The organism is Amycolatopsis alba DSM 44262 (assembly GCF_000384215.1).
Taxonomy (GTDB): domain Bacteria; phylum Actinomycetota; class Actinomycetes; order Mycobacteriales; family Pseudonocardiaceae; genus Amycolatopsis; species Amycolatopsis alba.
Genome location: NZ_KB913032.1, coordinates 5,348,241 through 5,373,978, shown reverse-complemented (window position 1 = coordinate 5,373,978; position 25,738 = coordinate 5,348,241). Strand labels below are relative to the sequence as shown.

Below are 25,738 nucleotides of genomic sequence, written 5' to 3'. Positions count from 1 at the left end.
GTCCCGAAAGTGGCTTTCGCGACACCCAAGCGAGCTTCAAGGGCCACCAACCGCCTCCCCCCGGCGGAAGACAGGAAAGCCATGTCGCGAAAGCCACTTTCGCAACACCCAACGTTGCGAAAGTGGCTTTCGCAACCTGCCAAGCGGGAACCCACGCGCACCGGCACCCAGGGTTTCCGGCGAGGGAAAGAGAGTCCCGAGCCCGCTACAGCGGTTGTTCCTGATGCGAAGTCCACGCCCGGTGCTCGGTCTCCCGCACCTCTTCTTCGGCGGTTTGCTCCACCCTCTTCATCGCGAACCGCAGGATCGGCGGCGCCATCAGCGAGGTGACGATCGCGACGAGGATGATGATCGTGTAGATCTCGACGCTGAGGATGCCCAGCCGCAGCCCCACCATGGCCACCACGATTTCGATGACGCCACGCGCGTTCAGCCCCGCGCCGAGCGCGAGCCCTTCCCATTTGTTCAGGCCGCTGAGCCGCGCGCCGGCGTACGCGCCGACGAACTTGCCGATGATGGCCAGTGCGAGCACCGCCAGGCCGGTGAGCAGGACCGGCGGGCGGATCAGCGCGGTGAGATCCATCCGCAATCCGGCCGTGGCGAAGAAGACCGGCGCGAAGACGGCGAGGACGACGGTGCGCAGCGGGGCTAGTTTCGCCGGTTCCACCTTGCCCGCGGTGCTGATCAGGATGCCGCAGAGGAACGCCCCGAAGATCGCTTCCAGACCGAGAGCCTGCGTTCCGGCCGAGGCCAGGAGAATCAGGACGACGGCGGCGGAGACGGTGAGCCCCGGACCGTCGGATTTCGCCGCGGTGCGCAGCACGCCCCGGACCAGCGGCCTGCCGATGGTGAGCGCGAAGACGACGACGCCGATCAGGTAAGCGAGCGAGAGGAGCACGGCGCCCGCGGACACGGCGGTGACCGCCATCGCGCTGACGATGGACAGCATGAACCAGCCGAAGGCGTCCTCGATCGCGCCGGCGGCGAGCGTGAGCTGCCCGACATTGCGGTGCAGCAGTTTCATGTCCATCAGGGTCTTGGCGATGACCGGGATGGCGCTGACGCACAACGCCACACCGAGGAACAGCGCGAAGACGGTGATGTCCGTGCCTTCGGGAACCAGCATCTTGGGCAGGACGTACCCCGCGCCGATGCCCAGTCCGAGAGGGACGATCAGGCCGCCGAGGCCCACTCCGGCCGCCGCGCCACGCCTCCGCCGGAGCAGGCCCATGTCCATCTGCATACCGGTGAAACCGACCAGGAGGATGACCCCGATCTGGCCGACGGCGTCGAGAAGGTGGTACTGCTCGCTGACGGCGGGGAAAAGCCAGCCGTGCAGCCCCGGTGCGGCCCACGCCAGCAGCGACGGACCGAGGATCACCCCGACGACCAGCTCACCGACCACCGCCGGCATCCCGAACCGGGCCGCCAGCCGTCCGAGGACGACGGCGAGCAGGAGCAGCAGACCCACCTGCAGCAGGAAGATCAGGAGACTGTGGGCGGCGATCGGGGCGACCGGCGCCGGAAGCGAGAGAAGCACTTTCCTCCTTAGGAAGGTCAGTTGTGGCGGGAAACCCGCGTGCCCAGCCGTCGGGCCGCGCTCACCGAGTCACAACCCGCGAGGCCCAGCGCGTTCCGGAATTCGACGGTGAGCAGGTCGAGCGCCTGCCGGACGCCGTCCTCGCCGCCCGCGGCGAGCCCCCACATCGCGGGCCGTCCGATCAGGACGGCCGACGCCCCCAGCGCGATCGCCTTGAGGATGTCGCCGCCGCCGCGGATCCCGCCGTCGAGCAGCAGTTCGCCGTCCCAGCCGGACAGGGCGGCGGCGATCTCGCCCAGCATCTCGATTCCCGGCACGGCACCGTCCAACTGACGGCCTCCGTGGTTGGACACCACGATCCCGCCGACTCCCGCGTCGACGGCGCGGGTCGCGTCCTCGACCGCGAGGATCCCCTTGAGCACCACCGGAAGGTCCGTGTGCGCACGGACGGCCTCGACGGATTCCCAGGTGGCCGGGGCGAATTCGCGGGCGGTGTGGTCCGCCACCGCAGACTGCCCGCTGGTCCGGCGGTGCGCGGCCCCGCCCGCGTCGAAGTTGGCCGCCGTCACGGAATCCGGCAGCGCGAACCCGTTCCGCAGATCTCGCAGCCGCCGTCCCATCCACGGCACGTCGACGGTGAACACGATGGCCTCGCAGCCGGCGTCCTCCGCGCGGCGGACGAGTTCCAGTGAGCGTTTCTCGTCGCGCAGCCAGTACAGCTGGAACCAGGGCCGTCCGCCGACGGCCGCGATCTCCTCCAGCGGGACACTGCTCAGCGTGCAGATGGTGTACGGCACGCCGGCGTCACGGGCGGCGCGTGCCGCCGCGAGTTCGCCGTCGGGGTGGAACAACCGCTGGTACGCGACGGGCGCGACAGCCACCGGCAGCGTGGCACGGCGGCCGAAAAGCTCGGTCCCGACGGTGTCGCCGGTCAGCTCACGCAGCATCCGGGGGATCACGAAGATCCGCTCCAGCGCGGCGCGGTTGGCCTCCAGGGAGGTCTCCGCGCCGCTGCCCCCGGCGAGAAAGTCCCAGATCTCGCCGGGGAGGGCGGCCCGCGCCGCGCGTTCGAGATCGTCCAGGCAGACGTGGGTCATCGACGGGCGGGGCCGAGCTTGCTCTGTCCGGTCCGCTCCAGCTCCACGGCTTCGTACAGGGCCTTGATGTTGGAGCTGCCGAAGGTCCCCGCGCCCTGCCGCTCGATGATCTCGAAGAAGATGGTCTTCCGCGGATGCGTGGAGGCGGTGAAGATCTGGAACAGCTGGCCGCCGTGGTCCTCGTCGGCGAGCAGTTTCGTCGCCCGCAGATCGTCGAGCGAATGGGTTTCCAGTTCGATCCGCTCGCCGAGCAGGTCGTAGTAGGCGTCCGGCGTCTTCAGGAATTCCACCCCGCGCGAGGAAAGCTCCTTGACCGCGAGGACCGCGTCCGGGCTGGTGAAGGCGATGTGCTGGATGCCCGCCCCGTGGTGTTCCTTGATGAAGTCGTCGATCTGGCCGGGGTCGGCGGTCTTGTCCGGCTCGATCAGGGTGAGGGTGACCTCGCCCGACGCGCTCTGCACGACGGTGGAGTTCATCGCCTGGGCGCCGACGACGATGTGCTCCTCGAAGATCTGCTTGAACCCGAGGGCGCGCTCGTAGAACGCCACCGTGGGGCCGAGATCCCCCGCGTTGAGGCAGACCGCGAAGTGGTCGATCGCGAGCAGTTCCAGTGCTCCCCTGCCGCGGAAGGCGTCCGGCGTCTCGCCGGTGACGTCCCGCTGGACCAGGGTGTGCACGACATCCCCGAAACCGCTGACGGTGGCCGTGACCGACCCCGCGCGCTCGCCCGGTTCACGGATGGGCTGCGCCCCCGCCTTCACCGCGGCTTCGAAGGCGGCGGCCACGTCCGGGGTGCGCAGCGCGATGTCGGCCACTCCCTCGCCGTGGGTCTGGAGGTAGGTCGCGCCAGGGTGGCGGTCCGAAGTCGGCTCGGTGAGGACCAGCGCGATGGGGCCCTGCCGCAGGGTCACGCTCCGGTGGTCGGCGGACCGGTCCGTGGCGGCGGCGGTGAAGCCGTACTTGTCCATCCAGCCGGACGCGGCCACCTCGAGGTTGGCCACGTACATCTCCACGTGGTCGATTTCGAAATTCTGCGTGCTTTCTTGCGAAGACAAGGCATTCCTCCGTGGAATAGACGTAAATCCTCATGCCCAGAATGGCGCGGGCCCCAGGGCTCATCAATGGTGTCCGCTTGACACCTCCGTCCATATCGGACGGACATGGTCAGCGACCGGTGAACCGCACCGGAAGCTCCCGGTATCCCTGGACGACGACCGCGCGCAACCAGGCCGGTTCCTTCACGAGCTCCACCCGCGAAACCCGCTCTGCCACCTCCCGCAGCACGACCGCCAGCTCGATCCGCGCGAGCGCGGAGCCGAGGCAATGGTGCATGCCGTGGCCGAAAGCGATGTGGCGATTGGGTTTCCGCCCCGGCCGGAACGTGTCGGGATCGTCGAAGACGGCCGGATCCCGGTTCGCGGCGGGCAGCCACGCGACCACCGGCGTACCGGCGGGCAGGTCGCGGCCGTTGATCGTGACGTCGTCACTCGTCACCCGGAGCACGTGCATCGCGGGCGAGGTCCAGCGCAGCACCTCGTCCACCACGGTGTCGACGTCCGCGCTCCCGTCCCGGATCTCCTCCAGCAGGCCGGGCACGGTGGCGAACGCGTGCACCGCGCCGGTGATCGCGTGCCGGGTGGTCTCGTTGCCGCCGATCAGCACGTTGTCGCAGTTGAGAACCACGTCGTCGATCGAGAGTTCGCCGTCGCTCAGCAGCGTGCTGACGAGATCGTCGCCGGGGCTCGCGCGGCGCGCGCTGATCAATTCGTCGAAGTAGACGAGGATCTCGGTATGCGCCTGCCGCGGCGTCATCCCGTCGAAAAGCTCGTCCTCGCCGCCGAACGCGTGATTGGTCAGGTCGATGAGCATGTCCTGGTCCTCGGCGGGGACCCCGAGGATTTCGCAGACGACCGCGGCGGGGATGCGCGGGCCGATCGCGGCGGCCACGTCGCACACCTCGCCGTCGAGCACCCGGTCGAGCACGCCGCGCACCTCGGCCCGCACCCGGTCCGACAGTTTCCGCGCGGCCGCCCTGGACAGCAGCGGCCCGACCAGCTTGCGCAGTTTGCGGTGCTGGTCCTGTTCGGACACCACCATCATCTGGCCGCCGGAGCGGTCGGGGTGGTCGCGGTCGAAGCCGATCATCATCCCGTACTCGGAGGTGAACGGGGCGTTCGGCCCGAGCACCGCGGCGCACGCCCGATGCGAGAACACCGACCAGAAACCGGTGGGGGAACTGCCCGGCTCGCTCCACACCATCGCGTCTTCCGCCGCGTACTCCCGCCACCGGACGTGGCGGTCCAGGCTCGTGTACAGATCGGGATCGCCGAGGTCGACGGTCTTCGTCGTCTGCATGAAGGGGTTCTCCAGATCAGGTGAGTGCGCCGTCGAGCACCTTGGCGAGCTGCGCCACGGTCGGCGCGTCGAAGAAGGCCTGCACCCTCAGCCGGATCTTCAGGCTTTCGCGGATGCGGCCCACCACACGGGTCGCGAGCAGTGAATGGCCGCCGATCTCGAAGAAGCTGTCCTCGACGCCGACACTGGCGACGCCGAGCACGTCGGCGAACAGTTCGGCGAGCAGGATCTCCGTCGGGGTGCCCGGCGCCCGTCCCGAAGCCGCGCGCTCGGCGCTCTCCTCTTCGGGAGTGGGCAGGGCGGTCCGGTCGACCTTGCCGTTCGGCGACACCGGCAGTTTCGGCAGGCTGACCACGACATCCGGCACCAGGTAGGACGGCATCCGCTCGCGCAGCGGCGGGAGGAGGTCTTCGGCCGCCACGCGTCCGCCGCCGGCGCCGACCACGTAGGCGACGAGCCGGTTGTCGTGCGCGGTCACCACCGCCTGGGCCACGCCGTCCACGGCGAGCAGGGCGGCTTCGACCTCGCCGGGTTCGATCCGGTGGCCGCGGACCTTCAGCTGGTCGTCGACCCGGCCGACGAAGACGAACTGCCCGTCCGGACGCTTCCGCACCCGGTCGCCGGTGCGGTACATGCGGCCGCCCGGCTCGCCGAACGGATCCGGCAGGAATCGCACCGCGGTCGCGGCGGGCCGCCGGAGGTAGCCGCGGGCGAGACCGGGGCCTATCGTGTACAGCTCGCCCACGTCCCCGTCCGGGACGGGCCGCAGCAGCTCGTCCAGCACGTAAGTACGGACACCGGTGATCGGCCTGCCGATCGGCGGGGTGTCCTCCCCGGTCAGCGGCTCACTCGCGGTCACCGCCACGGTGACCTCGGTCGGGCCGTACGCGTTGATCATCACGCGGTCCATCGCCCAGCGTTTCGCGACCGGGGCCGGGCACGCCTCGCCCGCCACCAGCAGCGTCAGCCCGGCGGGCAGGCCACCCGACTCCTCCAGCGGCGCCAGCGCCGACGGCGGCAGCGTGATGTGGGTGATGCCCTGATCCCGCACCAGCCTGCCGAGCGGCTCGCCGGGGACCAGATCCGGCGTGGCGGCCAGCACCAGGCAGCCGCCCGCCTGCCAGATCGGCCAGAACTCGGCGACCGCGGCGTCGAAGCTGGGGGAAGCGAAGGCCAGCAACCTGCTTTCCGGCACCAGCGCCTGACGGCGCACGTAGTCGTCGGCCAGGTTCGGGATCCCGCGATGGGTGACCAGCACGCCCTTCGGCTTGCCCGTCGAGCCCGAGGTGTAGATGACGTACGCGGGATGGTCGGGCCGCAACGGGCCGAGCCGGTCCCCGTCGTCCAAGTCCGGTTCGGACACCCCCGGTTCCCGTTCCACGCTCACGACGACGGCGGCACCGGGCACCTCCTGGCCCGGCAGGCACAGCACGATCCGCGCCGCGGTGTCGTCCAGCATGTGCCGTTTGCGTTCCTCCGGATAGTCCGGGTCGACCGGCACGTACGCGGCTCCCGCCTTGTGCACGGCCAGGATCGCGATGACGAACTCGATCGACCTCGGCATGGCCAGCGCGACCAGGTGCTCCGGGCCTGCGCCGTGCGCCACGAGCCGCCGGGCGAGCCGGTTGGCCTCGCCGTTCAGCTCGGCGTAGGTGAGGGTGGTGGTGTCCATCGCCACCGCGGGCCGATCCGGCAGCACGGCCGCGGTCGCCTCGAACAGTGCCGGTGTCGTGGCCGCCGAAAGGACGGTCATGCGGTCTCTCCCAGTGTCTCGCGGGATTCGGTGCGGAGGAACCGGATCAGCTCGCGGTTCACCGCTTCCGGGTTCTCCAGGTAGCCGAAATGCCCGCACCCGGCGACCGTGCGGTGGGTCGCGCCGGGGATCGCGGCGGCCAGCTCGCGTCCGGCGGCCGGTGGCGCCACGAGGTCGTGTTCGAACGAGACGACGTGACAGGGCACCTTGATCGAGCCGTAGGCGTCGAGGCGGTCGGGCAGCGCGCTCAGCAGCAGCTGCTCCCGGACACCCGGCCCCCACGGCCCCGCCGCGGCGAACAGGTCGAGCCAGTCGCCGGCGAGGTCGTCGTCGGCGAGGGTCGCGGGACCCAGGTTGTGCATGGCCCGGACGGCGGCGAGGAAACCCGGTGGCAGCTCGACTCCCTGCTCGATCAGCTTCGCTTCGCCTTCCGCGAGCTCCCGCTGGACGAGGCTGCTCCTGCCGCAGGCCGCCATCAGCAGGACCGAGTCCAGCAGCTCCGGACGGGCCAGTGCCAGCTCCTGCGCGACATACGACCCCATCGACGTGCCGATCACGCGGCACGGCATGGCGTCGAGATAGTCGATCAGGGCGGCCACGTCCTCGACCAGGTTCTCGATGGTGAACCCGCCCGCGCCGTCGTCGCTCGGCGGTATCCCGCGGTTGTCCATGGTGATCACGCGGAATCCGGCGGCGCGGAGCACCGGTACCTGATGCAGGTCCCAGACGGAACTCGGCGCTCCGGTGCCGGTCAGCAACAGCACCGCCGGACCGTCGCCTTGATCGTGGTAAGACAACCGGATCCCGTTCTCGGTTGTCATCAGCATGATGGTCCTTCCCGATCACCGACGGCGCGCAGCGGCACAGCGGCCGTCGAATTCCGCCGACGCAGGCTTAGTCCGATGTGGAGTGCGCGGCCCCAGTTCCACAGCGCACAGAGACGACCGTACCCGCAGAATCCGATTATCTGGAGTACTTGGTACTGGACATGGACAATTCGGCGCGATTCGCGTCCACGGACCCCGCTTGACACTTCGGCGCCGAATGGAAATTCTAGCATTTATGAATTCGAACGGTTTGTCCACTCACTTGAGCATGGAAACGCTGCACGGATCGCTCACCGATCCGGCGATCTCGTCGATGAATCTGCTGAACGAGCTGATCGACGAATACCCTGTGGCCATTTCCATGGCGGCAGGCCGTCCGTACGAAGAGTTCTTCGACATCCGGCTCATTCACGATTACCTCGACGCCTATTGCGAGCATCTCCGGCGCGATCGGAAAGTGGACGAGGCCGGGGTCACCCGCGCGCTGTTCCAGTACGGCACCACCAAGGGCATCATCGCCGACATCATCGCGCGCAACCTCGCCGAGGACGAGAACATCGACGCCGCCCCGGAATCCGTGGTCGTCACCGTCGGCGCGCAGGAGGCCATGTTCCTCGTGCTCCGCACCCTGCGGGCCGACGAGCGGGACGTGCTGCTCGCTCCCGCCCCCACCTACGTCGGCCTGACCGGGGCGGCGCTGCTCACCGACACCCCCGTCTGGCCGGTCCGCTCCACCGAGAACGGCATCGACCCCGAGGACCTCGTCCTGCAGCTGAAGCGGGCCGACGAACAGGGCAAGCGGGTCCGGGCCTGTTACGTGACCCCCAACTTCGCCAACCCCACCGGCACCAGCATGGATCTGCCCGCCCGCCACCGGCTGCTCGATGTCGCCGAGGCCAACGGGATCCTTCTGCTGGAGGACAACGCGTACGGGCTTTTCGGAGCCGAGCGGCTCCCGACGCTGAAGGCGCTCGACCGCTCGGGGACCGTGGTCTACATCGGTTCCTTCGCCAAGACCGGGATGCCCGGCGCCCGTGTCGGCTACGCGGTGGCGGATCAGCGGGTGGCGGGGGGCGGCCTGTTCGCCGACCAGCTCTCCAAGCTCAAGGGGATGCTCACGGTGAACACCTCCCCCATCGCCCAGGCGGTGATCGCCGGGAAGCTGCTGCTCAACGACTACAGCCTGACCAAGGCCAACGTCCGGGAAACCGCCATCTACCAGCGCAATCTCCATCTGACACTGGCCGAACTCGACCGCAGGCTCGGCGGGCTGGCCGGGGTCCGCTGGAACACCCCGACGGGCGGGTTCTTCGTCACCGTCACCGTGCCCTTCGTCGTCGACGACGAACTGCTGGCCCACGCCGCCCGCGACCACGGTGTGCTGTTCACCCCGATGCATCACTTCTACGGCGGCAAAGACGGGTTCAACCAGCTGCGGCTGTCCATCAGCCTGCTCACGCCGGAACTGATCCAGGAGGGCGTGAGCAGGCTCGCGGCGCTCATCACCGCACGGCTGGGGTGACCGCTTCCACCAGCAACATGTCTTCACGGCCTGCCTCGCTCGACGCGAACGGTGTCTGCGAGATCACGTCGAAGCCCGCCCGCACGAGTTCCCGCACCGTCCGATCCGACGGGACGAGCCTTCTGCGATGCGTGCAGACGACGAAGGGATCAGCCGTTTCGTCGGCGGGGTAGATCGTGATTTCCTGGATCTCTTCCGACGGCACGACCTTCACGTGCAAGGCGTGCCGCCGTCCGCTTCGCCCGGTCAGCTCCTGCCGTCGCTCCATCGGTTCCGGCTCGCCGGGCTTCCCCAGCTCCAGGCTGAGCAGAAATTTCCCGCCGGGGTCGAGATGTTCGCGAACCGCCGCGTACACCCGGCTCCTGTCGTACTCGTCCAGTTCGTTGATCGAACCCGAGCTGATGACGACCGTCCCGAAGGTCTTGCCCAGCGAGAAGGCGCTCATGTCCGCCTGAACCACCGTGCACCGATCCCGGACGTCCGCTGGCTCCTTCGCCAGCCGCTCCCGGAAGGCGGCGACCACCGTGGCCGACAGCTCCAAGGCGGTCAGCTCCCAGCCGAATTCCAGAAAAGGAAAACTCAGCCTGCCCACTCCGGCCGCGAGTTCCAGTACCGGCGCGGACACCGGGTGGACGCGGGCGGCGAACGCCTGCGCTTCCGAAGTGCCGTCCCCGTCCTCGACCAGATCCCGGTAGGTGTCCGCGGCGGCTTCGCCGTAGAAATCGCACAGGACGCCCCGCTCGCCCGCCGAGGCGAGCAGGACGTCCGAATGCGCGGTCCGCACTGCTTGATCACCCATGAAACAAACCCCCTGATCGTTTGAAGCGTCCCTGAATTCAGCTGACCGGCCAGGTCGTCTCGCCGTAGTCACCCCGCGGCGAGGATTTCGCGGCGTGCCCGTCGAGCAGCGCGAAGAAATCCTTGTCGGGACCGTGGAGCATCAACATCTGAGACGAATAGAGCCGCAGCGCTTCGAATTTCCGTGTCCGAACCTCCGCCGTGACGGAGCCGAAGTCGGGTGGGCCGAGTTGAAAGCCCTTCGGCAGTTCGGCGGTTCCCGGCGCGAAGATCCCGTGGGGAAGGTCTTCCCACAGTCGCACCGGAATGTCCTTCTCGCGCGCGACGAGCAGCGTGGCGTCTCGCGCGATTTCGTTGTCGATATGGCCGCTGACCGCCGCGCAGGTCAGGATCAGCGCCGGGGCACACTCGTCGACGGCCGACTCGATGTCCTTCCGCACCGCCGCGAACAGCTCCGGATCACCCTGCGGCGACTGCTTGCCGATGGCCAGCTTCTGACGGCCCGGCACGTTGTCGGCCAGCCAGCGGCCGTCCGGCGCCTTGCGGTAAATGGCGTCGAGGAAGGAGCTGTGCCGGTAGTCGACGCCCAGCCGGCCGAGTGCGGCGATGTCCTCGTTCCGGCGATGAAGCGAAGCGTCTTGATCCGGTGTGAGACCCCAGATCGAGTGCATCCGCTCCGCCGCCGGCGAGTACGGGGGCGCCCCGGTACCGGCGAACACCGTGTGCACGGTCGCCTTCGCGCCGTTCCGCACCGCCAAGGCGAGCCCTGCCCCGAAGGACAGGGCCGCGTCGTCCAAATGCGGGGAGATCGCCAGGATCCGGCCCGCGTCGAGAACTCGGGACATGGCGGGTCAGCTCACGTGCACGTTCGGCACGTACCGGATCCACTGCCCACCGGCGTCACGGAAACCCTGCTCCGCGTTCATGATCTCGTCGGCGTGGTTCCAGGCGAACAGCAGTGCGTAGTCCGGGTGGTCACCGGCGAATTCCCGGTACTCGCGCACCGGGATGTGCTGACCGGGGCTGAGCCTGCCCTGTTTGGCCGGTGTGGTGTCCGAGATGAACTCCACCAGATCCGGGGTGATACCACAGAAGTTGGTCACCGTGGCGCTCTTGGCCGTCGCGCCGTAGCCGACGACACGCTTGCCCTCGGCGCGGAGCTTGGTCAGCAACGCGATCAGGTCTTCCTTGATCTTCTTCACGTTGGCGGCGAAGCGTTCCAGCGTGGCGACCTCCGACAGCTTGCGCTCGGCCTCCCACGCCAGCAGTTCCGCCACGGCCTCGGACGGCTTGCGCGCCCCGGCGAGGGCGAGGGTGTACCGGACCTCGCCGCCGTGCACCGGGATGCGTTCGACGTCCACGAGTTCGAGGCCGTTGCGCTTGGCCATCTCCTGGACCGAGCGCGCCGTGAAGAAGAAGAAATGCTCGTCGTAGATCTGGTCGAACGACGTGCGCTCGACGATGTCACCGAGGTACGGGTCCTCGAACACGAAAACGCCGTTCGGGCCGAGCAGCGTGGTGACACCCTTCAGGATCGAGTCCATGTAAGGGATGTGGCACAGGGTGTTGGCCGCGTAGATCACGTCGGCGGGGCCGTCGTTCTCACGGATGTCGGCGGCCGTCGCCTCTTCGAAGAAGTCCTTGCGGACGCGGATCCCCTTGGCCGCGGCCAGATCCGCGACACCACCGGAGGGCTCGACGCCGAGCTGGCGCACACCGGCTTCGGCGATGGCCTTGAGCATGATGCCGTCGTTGCAGCCGAGTTCGACGATGAACGGGTCTTCGCCGGTCAGCTCCGTGGTCAGCAGGCGTTTGGCCAGGTCGTGGAAATGCGTGCGCATGAAGGCCGAACCGGACGAGTGGTACGGGTACGCCTCGTGGAACATCAGGTCCCTCGGGACCTCTTCCATCAGCTGCACCATCGTGCAGGACTCGCAGATCCCGGTGGCGAGCCGGAAGAAGAACTCCTTCTTCTCGTCGCCGGGAACCACGAACGCGTCCGAAAGCGGCTGGCGGCCGAGATCGATGAATTCGGTGACGGTGCCGTCACAGATCCGGCACCGGGACGTGGTGGACATGCGTCTCCTCTGAGCTTGCTCGGGGTGGTTCAGGCTGGAACGGCGGGCTTTTCCCGGCCGACCGCGGTGAAGATCAGGTCCGCGGCCGCCGCGGCCCCGTCGGTGAGGACGGTGCCCGCCACCTCCGCCGCCCGCGCGGCCGTTTCCGGGGCGAGGGCCGTGGTGAGCGCGGCCGACAGGGTGTCGAAGGTCGGGGTCGGACCGTCGTGGGCCACCCCGATACCCAGTTCGGCCACCCGGCCGGCGTAGTACGGCTGGTCCGCGATCTGGGGCACCAGGATCTGAGGGGCGCCCGCCCGCGCGGCCACATGCGTCGTACCCGCGCCGCCGTGGTGGATGACGGCGGCCACCCGGCCGAACAGCACCTGCTGGTTCACTTCGCCGGTGGCGAAACAGTCGTCCCGGTCGTCGGGCAGGACCAGATCGGCCCAGCCACGCGAGAGGATCACCCGGTGGCCGTGGGCGCGGATCGCTTCGATGGCCACCTTCGCGGCGTCAGCGGGGGCACGCAGGCTGCCGAATCCCAGGTAGACCGGCGGCGGTCCGGCGGCCAGGAACGCCTCCAGCTCCGCGGAAAGCGGCCGTTCGTCGGGCAGGATCCACGCGCCGGTCTGCACGGCGTCGAGATCCGTCGGCTGCATCGGGGCCAGGACCGGATCCGCCGCCATCCACGGGTGATCGGTGTAGCCGTGGCCGAAGATATCCGTCACCGGCGGCAGGCCGATCGCGGCCCGCTGCTCGTTGAGCGGGCCGCCGTACCTCCGGAAGGCGCTCTGGTTGTTCCGCTCCCACAGCGCCCGGATGTCGGTCCCTTCCGGGGCGGGCGGCTCGCCGAGAGGCGGCGGCGGCGCGTAGTACGGCGACGGCACATAGCTCGGGCAGTGGAAGCCGTAGAAGTAGGGGATGCCCAGCTTCTCGGCCACCGACCGCACGCCGAGCGCGGCGGCCAGCAGTCCGGTCGTCACCACGGCGGCACAGCCCTCGGCGGCCGCCGGGATCTGGTCGAACTGCGTGGCGATCGTGTCGGAGGTGAACCGGAGCATGTCCTCCGCCGTGAAGGGCTTCGCTTGCCCGGCCGACGGACGCGCCGACTGACCGAGCGGCACATGCGGCACGCCGACCTCGGCCAGCCGGTCCGCGCAGTCCGGCGGGGCGCACATCAGCGGCTCCGCGCCGGACTCCCGCAGACGGACCGCCAAGGCCACCAGTGGTTCGACGTCTCCGCGGCTTCCGCACGTCGCCAACAGCACACGCATTACTTGGTTCCCCGTTCCCTGGGTTCCGGTTCGGTGTGGTTCACGCGGGAACCGCCGGCTTCTCCGCGCCGACCGCGGCCAGCAGCAGCTCCGCGGCCGCCGCCGCCCCGTCGGTGAGGACGGTGGCCGCCACGGCCACCGCCCGCGCACGCGTTTCCGGGGCGAGGACGGTGGTGAGCCCGGCCGACAGTGAGTCGAAGGTCGGCGTCGGACCGTCGTGGGCCACCCCGATACCCAGAGCGGCCACCCGCTCCGCGAAGTACGGCTGGTCGGTGTTCCGGGGGATCACGAGCTGGGGGACGCCCGCCCGCGTGGCCAGATGCTCCGTGCCCGCGCTGCCGTGGTGGATGACGGCGGCCACCCGGCGGAACAGCTCCTGGAGATTCACCTCGTCGATGGCGAAGCAATCTTCCCGGTCGTCGGGCAGGACCAGCTCGGTCCAGCCGCGGGAGAGGATCACCCGGCGGCCGTGGGCGCGAATCGCCTGGACGGCGAGCTTCGCGGCGTCGGCGATCCCGCGTCCGGACGAGCTGCCGAAACCGATGTACACCGGCGGCGGCCCGGCGGCCAGGAATGCCTCCAGTTCCGCGGAGAGCGGCCGTTCGTCGGGCAGGATCCACGCACCGGTCTGCACGGCGTCGACGTCCGGCTGCAGCGGGGCCAGCACCGGATCCGCCGAAAGCCACGGCTGATCGGTGTGGCCGTAGCCGAAGACGTCCTCCACCGGCGGCAGGCCGATCGCGGCCCGCTGCTCGTTGAGCGTGTCCCGGTGCCGGTCGTCGAACCGCCGGACCCGCTCCTCCCACAGCACGTCGATGTCGGTCACGCCCGGCGTGGTCGGCTCGTCGTCGGGTGGCAGGAAGTGCGGGGACCGCAGATAGACCGGGCTGGGGACCGAGTAGAAGAACGGGAGACCCAGTTTCTCGGCCACCGACCGCGCGCCGGTCGCGGCGGCCACGTCCCCGACCGCCACCACCGCGACGCACCCTTCGGCCGCCGCGGGGATCGCGTCGAACTGCATGGTGATCGTCATGGCCTCGAGCCGTCGCTCCTCCTCGGGCGGTGGCGGCGGCATCCCCTCCTGCAACATCAGGTGCTGCGGCAGGCCGACCGGCACATGCGGCACCTCGACCTCGGCCAGCCGCTCCGCGGCGGCGGGCGGGGCGCACATCCGCGTCTCCACCCCGAGCGCCCTCAACCGGACCGCGAGCGCCACCGCGATTTCGACGTCTCCGCGGGTTCCGCACACCGACAACAACACGCGCATTTCGCTACCCCTGTTTGCTAGGCGGGTTTCAGGCCGGGTGGTAAGGCAGCCACTTCATCCCGTCGGGCGAAGTCACCAGCCCGCCGGGGAACAGCGGCATCTCGGGTTCGGCGTCCTCGCCGAGCAGCGCCTTCATCTGCACCTGGCCCGCTTCCTGCATCGCCTGCTTGACCACCTGCGACTTGAACATCGGCACCATGTTGTCCCCGTCGCCCGCCGCCATCTCGTCGACGGCCGAAGCGAATTCGGCGCTGCGCTCGGCGATCCGGTCCGCGGCCGTCAGCGCCGTCTCACCGGAGGACACGCCACCGATCAGCTCGACGAACGACTCGATGTCGGTGTTCTCGTTCCTCGTGACCTTCTTGGCCTGCCAGAAATACGATTCCTCGTTCACGTTCATCTGATAGAACGACACGAGGAACTCGTAGAACACGCCGTATTCGCGGCGGTACCGCGCCTCGTATTCGGTCAGGACGGTCTTCTCGTCCAGCTCACCCGCGAGGACGCTGTTGATCGACCGGGCGGCGAGCAGCGCGCTGTAGGTCGCCAGGTGCACACCGGAGGAGAACACGGGGTCCACGAAACACGCGGCGTCGCCGACCAGGATCATCCCCGGCCGCCAGAAAGTCGTCTGCTGGTACGAGTAGTCCTTGCGGACCCGCAGTTCCCCGTACTTGCCCGTCGTCACCCTCTTCGCGTCCGACAGGTACTCCGAGATCATCGGGCATTCGGCGATCAGGTCCGCGAGCGCCTTCTCCCGGTCGCCCTGGATCTTGTCGGCGTCCTCCCGGCGCACCACCGCGCCGACGCTGGTCAGCGTGTCGCTCAACGGGATGTACCAGAACCAGCCGCTGTCGAAGGCGACGCTCAGGATGTTGCCCGAGACCGGCGCGGGCAGCCGCTTGCCGCCCTCGAAGTACCCGAACAGTGCCAGGCTGCGGAAGAACTCCGAATAGTTCCGCGTACCGCCGACGTGGGAGTACAGCCGGCTCTTGTTGCCCGACGCGTCGATCACGAAGCGCGCCGACACCTCGCGGGCGTTGCCGTCCGCGTCGGTGTACCGCAGCCCGGTGACCCGCTCGCCCTCTTCGACCACAGTGTCGACCGAACAACCCTCGCGGACGACGACACCTTTGCTTTTGGCGTTGTTCAACAGGATCTGGTCGAACTTGGCCCGCTCGACCTGATAGGCGTGCGACGTCGAGCCCGCCATCTTGGCCGAGATGCCGAAGTGGAACGTCCACGGCTCCGGGCGGGCACCCCAGCGGAACGTGCCACCGCGTTTGATCGGGAACCCGGAATTCGCCAGTTCGTCCGCGACGCCCAGCATCCGGCACACCCCGTGCACCGTGGCGGGCAGCAGCGACTCACCGATCTGGTACCGGGGAAAGACCTCCTTCTCCAGCAGCAGAACGCGATGCCCCTGCATCGCCACCAACGTGGCGACGGTCGAACCGCCAGGCCCGCCACCGGCGACCACCACATCGAAATCTTCGACCGACATTTCCCACCATTCCTCTGTGTCGTGTGTCATTTCGCCGGGCCGGTCGTCACCAGACGACCGGAACCTGATCAGGGCAGTCAACGAACGCGCTGCGGTACTTCACTTCTTCGATGGGCACGGCCAGGCGCAGTCCGGGAAATCGCCGCCACAGCGTCCGGTAAGCCGTCCGCAGCATCGACCTGGCCAGCGCCGCGCCCACGCAGTAATGGATGCCGTGCCCGAATCCGACGTCCGACACCGCGGCGCGATTCGCGTCGAGGACGTTGGGATCCGGGGTCAGCGCCTCGTCCCGGTTGGCCATGAGCACCGAGCACAGGACGTAGTCCCCCGCTTTGATCAGCTGCCCGTCGACGACCACGTCCTTGATGGCGAGGCGCGGATTCGGCGCCTGCACCGGGGACAGATACCGCACCAGTTCGTTGACGACCCGGTCGGCCTTTTCGGGGCTTTCGAAAAGCAGTTCGATCTGGCCGGGATTGTCCAGCAGGGCGAGCACACCGAAGCCGATCATCCCCGCGACGGTCTCGACACCGCCGAGGATCAGCGCCGTGCACAGGCCTTTCAGTTCATCGTCCGTGACGTTGTCGCCGTGCTCCCGCGCGATCATGCCGAGGAATCCGTCTCCGGGGTTCTTCCGCTGTCCGGCGATGAGGTTGTCCAGGTACCGGTTGAACGCCGCGCTGTCGGCCGCCCGCGCCTTGAGCCCGCGGCTCAGATCGGCGTTCCGCCTGATCCGCCGGACGAACTCGTGCTGGTCGTCGCGCGGGATGCCGAGCAGTTCGCACAGGGCGTGGGCGCCGACCGGATCGGCGAACAGCCCTTGGAGGTCCGCGCCCGGTCCCTCGGCCTCCAGCAGGTCGAGCCGGTCGTCGACGAGGGCTTGGATCGCGGGCTCCATCCGGCGGATCCGCCGGAGGGTGAACTCCGGCGTCAGCATTTTCCGCAGGCGGGTGTGCTCGGGCGGATCATAGGTCGAGATCTGCCCGACGAACTGGGCTTCGACGTGTGCCCCGGATTTCGCCTGGGTGAATTGCGGCCGCGTCGTGAAATTCTCGTGGTCGCCGAGGATCTTGCGCACGACGTCGTAGCCGTGTGCCTGCCAGACGAAATCCCGGCCCAGCTGCGCGGACGATTCGCCGGCTATCCGGACCAGCGGGCCCTGTGCCCTGAGCGCGAAATTGTCCTCGTGCGGATCGCAGTTCTTCCGCAGCTGAAAGTTCGCCGGCTCCCGCAGAAGTGGCGCGAGCTGATCGCTACCGTGCCCCATCAGAATGGAAACTCCTTGGTCGACCGGGAAAATCCCGTTTCGGCTTTGCCGGCCCGAACCCGCCGACGCCCCAATTCCACCGGTAATCAGGCAGCACGTCCAGCGACCTCGTGTGGACGGATCCGGCGATCACCATCCGACCATCAATTCGGTCAATCCGTACGCGGGGGTGGTCAGGCGGAATTTGTCGTCCTGCGCGGGATCCGCGAGCCTCAGCGCGGGAAAACGCTGCCACAGCAAGGTGAAGACCGTGCGCAGTTCGAGGCGGGTCAGCGCGGCGCCGAGGCAATGGTGGACCCCGTGCCCGAACGCGACATGCGGGACGGGCTCACGCGCGACATCGAGGCGGTCCACGTCCGGCGCCAGTGCCGGGTCACGGTTGGCCGCGGGGAGGGAACAGATGACGCTGTCCCCTTTCTTGACCTCCTGGCCCGCGAGGGTGATGTCCTCCCTGGCGATCCGGGGGGTCGGCGAATAGGGCACCGTCAGGTACCGGATCAGCTCGTCGACCGCGCGTTGCGCCGACTGCTCGTCACCGCGGAAAGCGGCGATCTGCTCGGGATGCCGCAGCATCGCCAGCACCCCGAGCCCGATCATGCCGGAGATGTTGTCGTCACCTGCCAGCATCACCTGAACGCAGAAACCCCGCAGCTCCTCGTCCGTGGCGTCGTCACCGTATTCGGCGACGACCGCCCCGATCATCCCCTCGCCCGGCTCCTTGCGTTCCCTGGCGATCATCGCCAGCAGATAGCGGGAGAACTTGTCGCCGAGCGCCGCCCGCCGCTTTTGGCTCAGCGAGGCGTCCAGATGCCCGTGACAGAGCTTCATGAACATGTCCCGGTCGTCCCTCGGCACGCCGATCAGCTCGCACAGCACGGCGCCGGGCACCCGGTCGGCGACGAGCGTGATCAGATCCGCGGGGGATCCCGTCTCCTCCATCTCGTCGAGACGTTCGTGCACGATCTGCTCGATGTACGGCCGCATCCGCTGCATCTTGCGCAACGTGAAACCGGGCGTCAGCTTCTGCCGCAGCCGCGTGTGCTCGGGCGGGTCGTAATCCATCAGGTTGCCGACCAGTTCACGCGGCCGGAAGATGCCCTTCCCGCCGATCTCGTCGCGCGGGTCCCAGCGGCGCCGGGTGCTGAACCGCTGGTGATCACCCATCACCTGCCGGACGACGGCGTGCGCGGTGGCCATCCAATGGGTCTCGGCATCCGCCCCGGATCCGATGGTGACCCTCGTCAGCGCTCCGGCGGCGAGCAGTTCGTCCGCCGGGTCCAGCCCCTGTCTCCGGATGTGCAGCGGGCGCTGGTCGTCCTCAATCACCGGGAAAACTCCTTTGCTGCCAAGGTTTCGCGCTACCAGTCGAGGAGAAGGGCTTCCACGTCGAACGGCGGCGGCCCCAGTTTGATCTCGCGATCCGGTTCGGCCAGCCGGAGTTTGGGAAAGCGGTGCGCCAATGCCGGGAGCGCCGCCCGGAACACCATCTCGGCCAGCGGCCTGCCGAGACAGTGATGGATGCCGTGCCCGAACGTGACATGCGAGGGCTTTTCACGGGTGATGTCGAACGCGTCCTCCGGGTCGGGGAACTTCCCACGGTTCGAAGCCAGCAAGGAACAGGTGACGGCGTCACCCGCCTTGACGAGCTGATCACCCACGTACACGTCTTCCTTCGCGATGCGCGGAGTGGTCTTCTCGTCGCTCGTGAGGTACCGGGCGACCTCGTTCAGCCAATCCGGGACGGATTCCGGCTTGTCCCGGAGCACGGCGAACTGCTCGGGATGCTCGACCATCAGCCACGCGCCCGCCGAAAGGAACCGGGCCACCTGATCCCCGCTCGCGCCCATGACGAAAGCGGCCACGCCCAGCAGTTCCGCGTCGGTGATGTCGTCGCCGTGTTCGCGCACCACGGCACCGAACATGTCGTCACCGGGATCGCGGCGCGTTTTGGCCGCGACCTGGCCCATGTACGTCCAGTACTTGTTTCCCGCCGCCACACGCCGTTTGCCCGACCGTTCGGCCCGGCTGGCGTGCAGGGCGCGCGACAGGTCCGCCTGGTCGTCACGGGGAATGCCGAGGAAGTCGCAGATCACCGTCGTCGCGACGGGCCACGCGAACCGGGGCACGAAATCCACCGGGCCGCCGGTGGCCTCGATGTCGTCGAGGGTGGCCTCGACGATCGACTCGATCCGCGGCCGGAAGTCCCGCATCCGCCGGAAAGTGAACGCCGACGCCACCATCCGGCGCAGCCGCGTGTGCTCCGGCGGGTCGTACTGGTTGAGGAAGCCGGGCCAGATGCGGCCTGCCGCCGTCCCGCCGTACAGCAGTTTGGCGCTGAACTTGTCCGAGCCGAGCACCTGCCGGGTCTCGTCGTACCCGGTGGCGACCCAGCCAGTCCGCCCGCCGGGGCATTCTTCGGCCTCCATCACGGACATGGGGCCCTCGGCCATCAGGGAACGCAGCTCCTGCCCCGGATCGAAGCGCTCTCTCCGGTGGATCTCCGTGCCCCGGAGGGCGTTCTTCTCCTCGAACACTGCACAGTTCCTTTCCGCCTCATCCAGCGTTCGTTCGGATGTCCGTGAAGGCCTCCTTGCCTACCCTCAAGGTAGGGAAGGAGGCCTTCACGACCTCACTACGCCGCCGCCGGGCTCGTCCAACCGTCCGGGTTGAGCGGCTGGACACCGTCCCTCAGACGCCGGCTTCCCGCACGAGGCTCTTCGGCCGGAGGTCGGTCCAGTTCTCCTCGACGTAGGCGAGGCATTCCTGGCGGCTGCTCTCGCCGTGCACACGGGTCCAGCCCGACGGCACCTCCGCGAAGGACGGCCACAGGGAGTGCTGGCCCTCGTCGTTGACCAGCACGAAAAAGGAACCGTCTTCGTTGTCGAAGGGGTTGGTCATCGTTGTGTCCTTTCACCTTCCGGGCGGTGCCGGAGTTTCTCGGCGACGATGGCTCCAATCTGGCCCAGCGCCGCGGTTTGCACCATGTCGTAGTGGTTGGACGGGACGTCGTGGCACTCGATGGTCCCGCTGGTGAAGTCCTTCCAGCTGGCTTTCGCCACCGAGACGGGCAGATGCTCGGGACGGTCCACAGTGGCCACGAAGAGCAGGATGTCGCCTTCGAAGGGCGAAGAGACGTGGCGTGGCCCCACATCCCAGAGATTGCGCATGACAGCTTCGAGACGCGACCGGGCGGCTTCTCCCTTGACCAGCTGGCTCGCGAGGTCCAGATCCGCCTGGTTCCGCTTCGACAGGGCCGCTTCCTCGTTCGCGGCGCCGGTCGTCTTGCGTCCCATGTAGACGGGATAGGCGTCGAGCAGGGCGAGCAGGCCGACCTTTTCCCCTTCCGCCTCCAGCGACCGGGCCATCGCCTGCGCGATACGGCCGCCGAGCGACCAGCCGAGGAGGTGATACGGCCCGGACGGCTGCACGGCGCGGATCTGCGCCAGGTAGTCCGCGGCCATCTCCTCGACGCTGCCCGGCAGCGGTTCGGCACGGGCCAGGCCGCGTGCCTGCACGCCGTAGACCGGCTGATCCGCCGGGAGGTACCGCAGCAGCGGTTCGTAGTTCCAGCTCAGGCCGCCGCTCGCGTGGACGCAGAACAGGGGCGGCCGGTCACCGCTGACGCGCAGCGGCAGCAGGATCTCGAAGTCGCCCGTCTTCACCGCGGTGCTCGCCCGCCGCCGCTCGCCGACGACGACCAGGGTCTTCGCGGGCGTCTTGCGGGCGAGCAGGCCCGTGGACAGCATCCGGTGCCCGTCCTCCCCGAACGGACAGGGCACGGTCGGCAGCCCGGCCCCTCCCGCGTCGACCGCCGGACCGGTGACGTAGAGATCGCCGACGGTGCCAGGAGCGACAGGCCGCAGTTCGCCGTCCAGCACGAGCGCGCCGAGCGGGCCGTCCCCGACCAGGTCGGTGACCACCTGGGGCGCGTCCCCGGCCCATCGCGCCGGTGCGATGGGCGGACGGCCGCGTTCGAAGTCGTCCAGGAAGAGGTCCAGGTCGCTGATCCGCCGCCGGGGATCCTCCGCGACCTGTTCGAGGACGCGGATCAGCCGCCGGGCCATCGACTCGGCCGTGGCCTCGTCGAACAGGTCGGTGGCGTAGCGCAGCGCGCCCTCGATGCCGCCAGGTTCGTCGTCGTCATCGAAGCGTTCGGTGAGGTCGACGGCGAGATCCAGCTCCATGGCCTCGGTCCCGCCGGGTTCGACGCTGGTGCGCAGCGCGGGCAGTTCCGCCGCCGACCAGCCGTCGATGTCCTCCTCGTCCACCCGCAGGCCCACCTGGAACACAGGATGGCGAGACAGCGACGCGGGCAGATCCAGCAGTTCGACGATCCGCTCGAACGGCACGTCCAGGTGCTGGCTCGTGGCCTGGACGGCCTCCTGCACCCTGGTGACGACCTCCAGGAAGGTCGGGTCGCCCGAGACGTCCGTCCGCAGGGCGAGCGGCCTGGCGAACGGGCCGATCATCGGTTCGAGATCGAAGAGTTCCTCGTCACGGGGCAGCGTCGAGCCGATCACCACATCCTGGCCCGCGCCGGATTTGGCCAGCAGCATGACGAGCGCCGCGTGCACCAACTGGGACGTGTCCGCGCCCGCCGGTTCCGCCGCCTCCGTCAACCGGGCGTGCGGAGCGGCGTCCAGCCGGAGCGCGACCGTCCCGGCCCGGCGCGACGGGACGGCGGGCCGCGGCCGGTCGAACGGGAGCACCGTCTCCCCGTCGATACCCGCCAGATTGTCCCGCCAGAAGGAGATCTGCTCGTTGATCAGGCTGCCCGGCTCGTTCTCGTCTTCGAGCAGCCGCCGCTCCCAGAGCCCGTAGTCGGCGAACTGCAGGGCCAGCGGCGCGCGCTGCGGGACCCGGCCTTCGCGCCGTGCGCCGTACGCGGCCGCCAGGTCGCGGAAGAACACGTCCAGTGAGTCGTCGTCGGCGAGGATCCGGTGCACCTGCAGGTGCAGTACGTGTTCCTTTTCCGAGAGCGCGAAAAGGTCGCACCGCCACGGCACTTCACGGGTGAGGTCGAAGGCCCGCCCGCGCCGGTCGGCGAGCAACCCCGGAAGGTCCTCCTCGGTGACCGTGACCGGAACCGGCTCGGCCGCCGAGGTCTCGTGGACGTGCTGGCGCACGCTCTGCGCGTCGCCGGGGAAAGTGGTGCGCAGCAGTTCGTGCCGGGTCGCGACGTCGCCGATCGCCGCCGTCAGCGCAGGCACGTCCAGCTTGCCCCGCAAGCGCAGGGCGACCGAGGTGGTCAAGGCCGCCGTCTCACCGCCGGGGTCGGCCAGCAGCCACGCGCGCAGCTGCCGGGCGGTGAGGGGCACCCGGTCCGGCCGCTGGACGGCTTCCAGTACGGGGCGGGACTTCGCGGCGAGAGCCCTGGCCAGCCCCGCGGGTGTCGGCGACGAGAACAGCTGCCGGATGGGGAGATCCTCACCGAGTTCCTCCCGGATCCGCGCGACGAGCCGCATGGCCAGCGCCGAACTGCCGCCGAGGTCGTTGAAGGTGTCGTCGACCCCCACGTGCTCGACGCTGAGGATCTCGGCGAACAGCGCGCACAGGACCTTTTCGGTCTCGCTCTCCGGCGCCTTCGCCGACGAGTGTCCCGCGAGATCCGGGGCGGGCAGCGCCCGCCGGTCCACCTTGCCGTTGGGGGTGACGGGCAGGCCGGGCAGCGCGACGACCGCGATCGGGACCATGTAGTCGGGCAGGACCAGCGCCATCTGCCGCCGGATCTCCTCCGGCCCCGCGTCGGTGCCGTCGGACACGAAGTAGCCGACGAGACGCTTTTCGCCCGGCTGGTCTTCCCGTGCCAGCAGGACCGCCTCGACCACGCCCGGCTGAGCCGCCAGCACGGACTCCACTTCGCCGAGCTCGACCCGGTAGCCGCGGATCTTCACCTGGTCGTCGGCGCGGCCGAGGAAGACGATCTCGCCGTCACGGGTCCAGCGCGCCCGGTCGCCGGTGCGGTACATGCGTTCGCCGGGGAGGAACGGGCACGCGACGAACCGGTCCGCCGTCAGGCCGGGGCTGTTCAGGTAGCCACGGGCCAGCCCCGTGCCCGCGATGTACAGCTCGCCGTCCACTCCCGGCGCGACCGGGCGCAGGAAGGCGTCGAGGACGTAGATCCGGCGGTTGGTCATGGGGTGGCCGATCGGCAGCTCCTGACCGAGCACGTCGCCGGGTTCGATCGGCAGCCACGTCGCGCACAGGGTGGTCTCGGTCGGCCCGTAGGTGTTGCGCACCCGCAGACCGGGCTGGGCGCGCCGCAGGTTCTCCACCGACTGCAAGGGGACGACGTCGCCGCCGGTCCCGATCTCGACCAGGCCGTCGAAGCATTCCGGCGCCGTTTCCGCCAGCGCGCGGAAGGTGCCGGCGGTGAGGTGGACGAAGGTCGCGCCCCGCCCCACGGCCTGCCGCACCCCGGCCGCGTCCAGCGCTCCCGGTTCGGTGAGCAGGACCCTGGCGCCCGAGACGAGCGGCACCCAGATCGCGTAGAGAGACGGGTCGAAGACGTGCGTCGCGTGCATCAGGACGCCGTCCTCGGGACCGATCTGCCAGCCCTCGTCACCGGCCAGCCCGGCGACGGCGCCGTGCGGGATGGCCACGCCCTTCGGCAGGCCGGTGGATCCCGAGGTGTACATGACGTACGCCAGATCGCCCGCGTACAGCCGGATCCCCGGCGCGGCACAGTCGTTCACGGCCGCCCGCGTTCCGGGCGCGTCGAGCACGATCGCGTCGTCCGGCGCGACCGCGCTGGTGGCTTCGGCGCACAGGACGGTCGAGACGCCGGAGTCGTCGAAGATAAACGAGATCCGCTCGGCCGGGTACTCGACGTCCACCGGGACGTAGGCGGCGCCCGCCTTCCAGATCGCGAGGAACGCGATGATCAGCTCCGGTGACCGTTCCATCGCCACCCCGACCCGGTCACCACGGCCGACGCCACGACCGGCGAGGTAACCGGCCAGCCTGTCCGACGCCTCGTCGAGGGCGGCGTAGGTCAGGTCCGCGCCGTCGGCGCCGGTGATCGCCACCGCGTCCGGCGCCGCGGCCACCCGCCGCGCGAACAGCCCGACGACGGATTCCCCCGGCACCGGGCCGGTGGTCGCGTTGAACTCGTCCAGCACCAGTGCACGCTCGGCCTCGCTGACCAGCGTCAGACGGCCGACGAGGACGTCGGGCTCAGCCACCAGCCGCTCCAGCACCCGCGCCATCGCGCCGACGACCGATGCGGCGGCCTCGCGGTCGAACAGGCCATGGTCGTAGTCGAGGATGAGCGGCATCCGTTCACCCGGACCGGTGACCAGGGTGAACGGGTAGTGCGAGGAATTGCTCCCCCGCTTCACCGGGCGCAGGTTCAGGCCGCCCCCCGACGGCTGACCGAGTCCCTGGCGGGGGAAGTTCTCGTAGATGACGAGCGTGTCGAAGACCGCTCCGGGCCCGGCGACGGTCCGCACGTCCTGGAGGCCGAGATACTGGTGCGCCATGAGCGCCGCCTGGTCGCGCTGCAGTCCGGCGAACACGTCGACGGCCCGCCGCGCGCCGTCGAGCCGGACCCGCACCGGCAGGGTGTTGAGCAGCTGGCCGACCATCGCCTCGACGCCGGGCAGATCGGCGGGCCGCCCCGAGGCGGTCGCGCCGAACACCACGTCGGTGCGGCCGGTGAGCTGCGACAGCACGGCGGCCCACGCGCCCTGCACGACGGTGTTCAGGGTGAGACCGTTGCTTCGCGCCAGCCGGGCGAGGCCGTCCGTCAGCTCGGCGGACAGTTCGACGACCTCGGTGTGGATGTCCGGTACCCGTGCCGGGTCGGCCGGGACGACCGTGGTGGGAGTGTCCAGCCCGGCGAGTTCGTTCCGCCAGGCCGCGCGGGCCGCTTCCTTGTCCTGGCGGCCCAGCCAGGCGAGGTAGTCCCGATAGGACACCGTGGGCGGGAGCCCGGACGCGTCGCCGCCCGCGGCGTAGATCTCGGCGAGCTCGCGGTGGATGATCGGCATCGACCAGCCGTCGGTCAGCACGTGGTGCAGGGTGTGCACGAGCCGGTGGCTCTCCGGGCCGAGCCGGATCAGATGCAGTTTCATCAGCGGCGCCGACTCGATGCTCAGCCGCTCGGCCACCTCTTCCGCGGCCAGCCGGTCCACTTCGCCTTCGACATCGGACAGCCCGGAGAGATCCGTTTCGCGCCAAGGGATCTCGGCGTCCCGCGCGATGACCTGCACCATCTGCGCGCCGCTGACGTAGCGGAAACAGGCCCGCAGCGCGGCATGCCGGTCCACGAGCGCCTGCCACGACGCCTTCAGCAGCCCCGCGTCCAGCGGGCCGTCGATGCCGTAGACGGTCTGCACCGTGTAGGTGTCCGGCCCCTCCTTGTCGAGGATGGTGTGGAAAAGCATCCCCTCTTGCAGCGGCGAAAGAGGCCAGACGTCCTCCACGCTGGAGCGAGGCTTTGCGCGGGTGTCGTCAACGGTCACGATCTGCTC

18 protein-coding genes are annotated in these 25,738 nt (G+C 69.3%); 1 reads left to right on the top strand and 17 read right to left on the bottom strand.

Going from position 1 to position 25,738, the window contains the following annotated elements; translation table 11 throughout:
* Nucleotides 1–205: 205 nt before the first annotated feature.
* The 6 genes from AMYAL_RS0125510 to AMYAL_RS0125485 all read right to left on the bottom strand — a co-directional run bounded on the left by AMYAL_RS0125510 (nt 206) and on the right by AMYAL_RS0125485 (nt 7,572).
* Nucleotides 206–1,540: a cation:proton antiporter gene (locus AMYAL_RS0125510; protein ID WP_020634099.1), complete on the bottom strand. Its 1,335-nt coding sequence runs from the start codon at nt 1,538–1,540 to the stop codon at nt 206–208.
* A 17-nt stretch (nt 1,541–1,557) separates the two neighbouring features.
* The gene (locus AMYAL_RS0125505; RefSeq protein ID WP_020634098.1) at nt 1,558–2,637 is read right to left on the bottom strand and encodes an alpha-hydroxy acid oxidase; all 1,080 of its coding nucleotides are present in this window, start codon (nt 2,635–2,637) and stop codon (nt 1,558–1,560) included.
* Entirely contained in the window at nt 2,634–3,692 is a 1,059-nt protein-coding gene (gene hppD / locus AMYAL_RS0125500) for a 4-hydroxyphenylpyruvate dioxygenase (RefSeq protein ID WP_020634097.1), read from the bottom strand. The genes AMYAL_RS0125505 and hppD overlap by 4 nt, the downstream gene beginning before the upstream one ends.
* A 109-nt stretch (nt 3,693–3,801) precedes the next feature.
* Complete coding sequence (locus AMYAL_RS0125495) at nt 3,802–4,992, bottom strand: cytochrome P450 (RefSeq protein WP_020634096.1); 1,191 nt, start codon at nt 4,990–4,992, stop codon at nt 3,802–3,804.
* A gap of 16 nt (nt 4,993–5,008) precedes the next feature.
* The gene (locus AMYAL_RS0125490) at nt 5,009–6,745 is read right to left on the bottom strand and encodes an amino acid adenylation domain-containing protein (RefSeq protein WP_020634095.1); all 1,737 of its coding nucleotides are present in this window, start codon (nt 6,743–6,745) and stop codon (nt 5,009–5,011) included.
* Complete coding sequence (locus AMYAL_RS0125485; RefSeq protein ID WP_020634094.1) at nt 6,742–7,572, bottom strand: alpha/beta fold hydrolase; 831 nt, start codon at nt 7,570–7,572, stop codon at nt 6,742–6,744. Before AMYAL_RS0125485 ends, AMYAL_RS0125490 begins: the two co-directional genes overlap by 4 nt.
* A 235-nt stretch (nt 7,573–7,807) precedes the next feature.
* Here AMYAL_RS0125485 and AMYAL_RS0125480 point away from each other — a divergent pair, with 235 nt between their 5' ends.
* Complete coding sequence (locus tag AMYAL_RS0125480) at nt 7,808–9,094, top strand: aminotransferase-like domain-containing protein (protein ID WP_020634093.1); 1,287 nt, start codon at nt 7,808–7,810, stop codon at nt 9,092–9,094.
* Here the strand turns inward: AMYAL_RS0125480 and mpaM are convergent.
* From mpaM to AMYAL_RS0125425, 11 genes are all read right to left on the bottom strand, one after another.
* Nucleotides 9,075–9,893, bottom strand: a complete 819-nt coding sequence (gene mpaM / locus AMYAL_RS0125475) for a daptide-type RiPP biosynthesis methyltransferase (RefSeq protein WP_026467435.1) — start codon at nt 9,891–9,893, stop codon at nt 9,075–9,077. The two genes, AMYAL_RS0125480 and mpaM, sit on opposite strands and share 20 nt — an antisense overlap.
* A gap of 37 nt (nt 9,894–9,930) precedes the next feature.
* Nucleotides 9,931–10,737, bottom strand: a complete 807-nt coding sequence (locus AMYAL_RS0125470; protein WP_020634091.1) for a PIG-L deacetylase family protein — start codon at nt 10,735–10,737, stop codon at nt 9,931–9,933.
* A gap of 6 nt (nt 10,738–10,743) precedes the next feature.
* Nucleotides 10,744–11,970, bottom strand: coding sequence for a class I SAM-dependent methyltransferase (locus AMYAL_RS0125465; RefSeq protein ID WP_020634090.1), 1,227 nt, complete (start codon nt 11,968–11,970; stop codon nt 10,744–10,746).
* A gap of 29 nt (nt 11,971–11,999) precedes the next feature.
* Nucleotides 12,000–13,226 (bottom strand): glycosyltransferase, encoded by a 1,227-nt coding sequence (locus AMYAL_RS0125460; protein WP_020634089.1) that lies wholly within the window; start codon nt 13,224–13,226, stop codon nt 12,000–12,002.
* Nucleotides 13,227–13,266: 40 nt separating this feature from the next.
* Nucleotides 13,267–14,493 carry a glycosyltransferase gene (locus AMYAL_RS0125455; RefSeq protein WP_020634088.1) on the bottom strand — a complete coding sequence of 409 codons (1,227 nt, stop codon included), beginning with the start codon at nt 14,491–14,493 and terminating at the stop codon, nt 13,267–13,269.
* A 28-nt stretch (nt 14,494–14,521) separates the two neighbouring features.
* A complete protein-coding gene (locus AMYAL_RS0125450; protein WP_020634087.1) occupies nt 14,522–15,997 on the bottom strand; it encodes a tryptophan 7-halogenase in 1,476 nt (491 codons plus the stop codon).
* Between the two features lie 46 nt (nt 15,998–16,043).
* Entirely contained in the window at nt 16,044–17,264 is a 1,221-nt protein-coding gene (locus AMYAL_RS0125445; protein ID WP_020634086.1) for a cytochrome P450, read from the bottom strand.
* Between the two features lie 129 nt (nt 17,265–17,393).
* Entirely contained in the window at nt 17,394–18,590 is a 1,197-nt protein-coding gene (locus AMYAL_RS0125440) for a cytochrome P450 (protein ID WP_020634085.1), read from the bottom strand.
* Between the two features lie 32 nt (nt 18,591–18,622).
* The gene (locus AMYAL_RS0125435; protein WP_020634084.1) at nt 18,623–19,798 is read right to left on the bottom strand and encodes a cytochrome P450; all 1,176 of its coding nucleotides are present in this window, start codon (nt 19,796–19,798) and stop codon (nt 18,623–18,625) included.
* A 154-nt stretch (nt 19,799–19,952) separates the two neighbouring features.
* Nucleotides 19,953–20,162 (bottom strand): MbtH family protein, encoded by a 210-nt coding sequence (locus AMYAL_RS0125430; protein ID WP_020634083.1) that lies wholly within the window; start codon nt 20,160–20,162, stop codon nt 19,953–19,955.
* Nucleotides 20,159–25,729 (bottom strand): non-ribosomal peptide synthetase, encoded by a 5,571-nt coding sequence (locus tag AMYAL_RS0125425; protein ID WP_026467434.1) that lies wholly within the window; start codon nt 25,727–25,729, stop codon nt 20,159–20,161. The genes AMYAL_RS0125430 and AMYAL_RS0125425 overlap by 4 nt, the downstream gene beginning before the upstream one ends.
* Nucleotides 25,730–25,738: the final 9 nt, after the last annotated feature.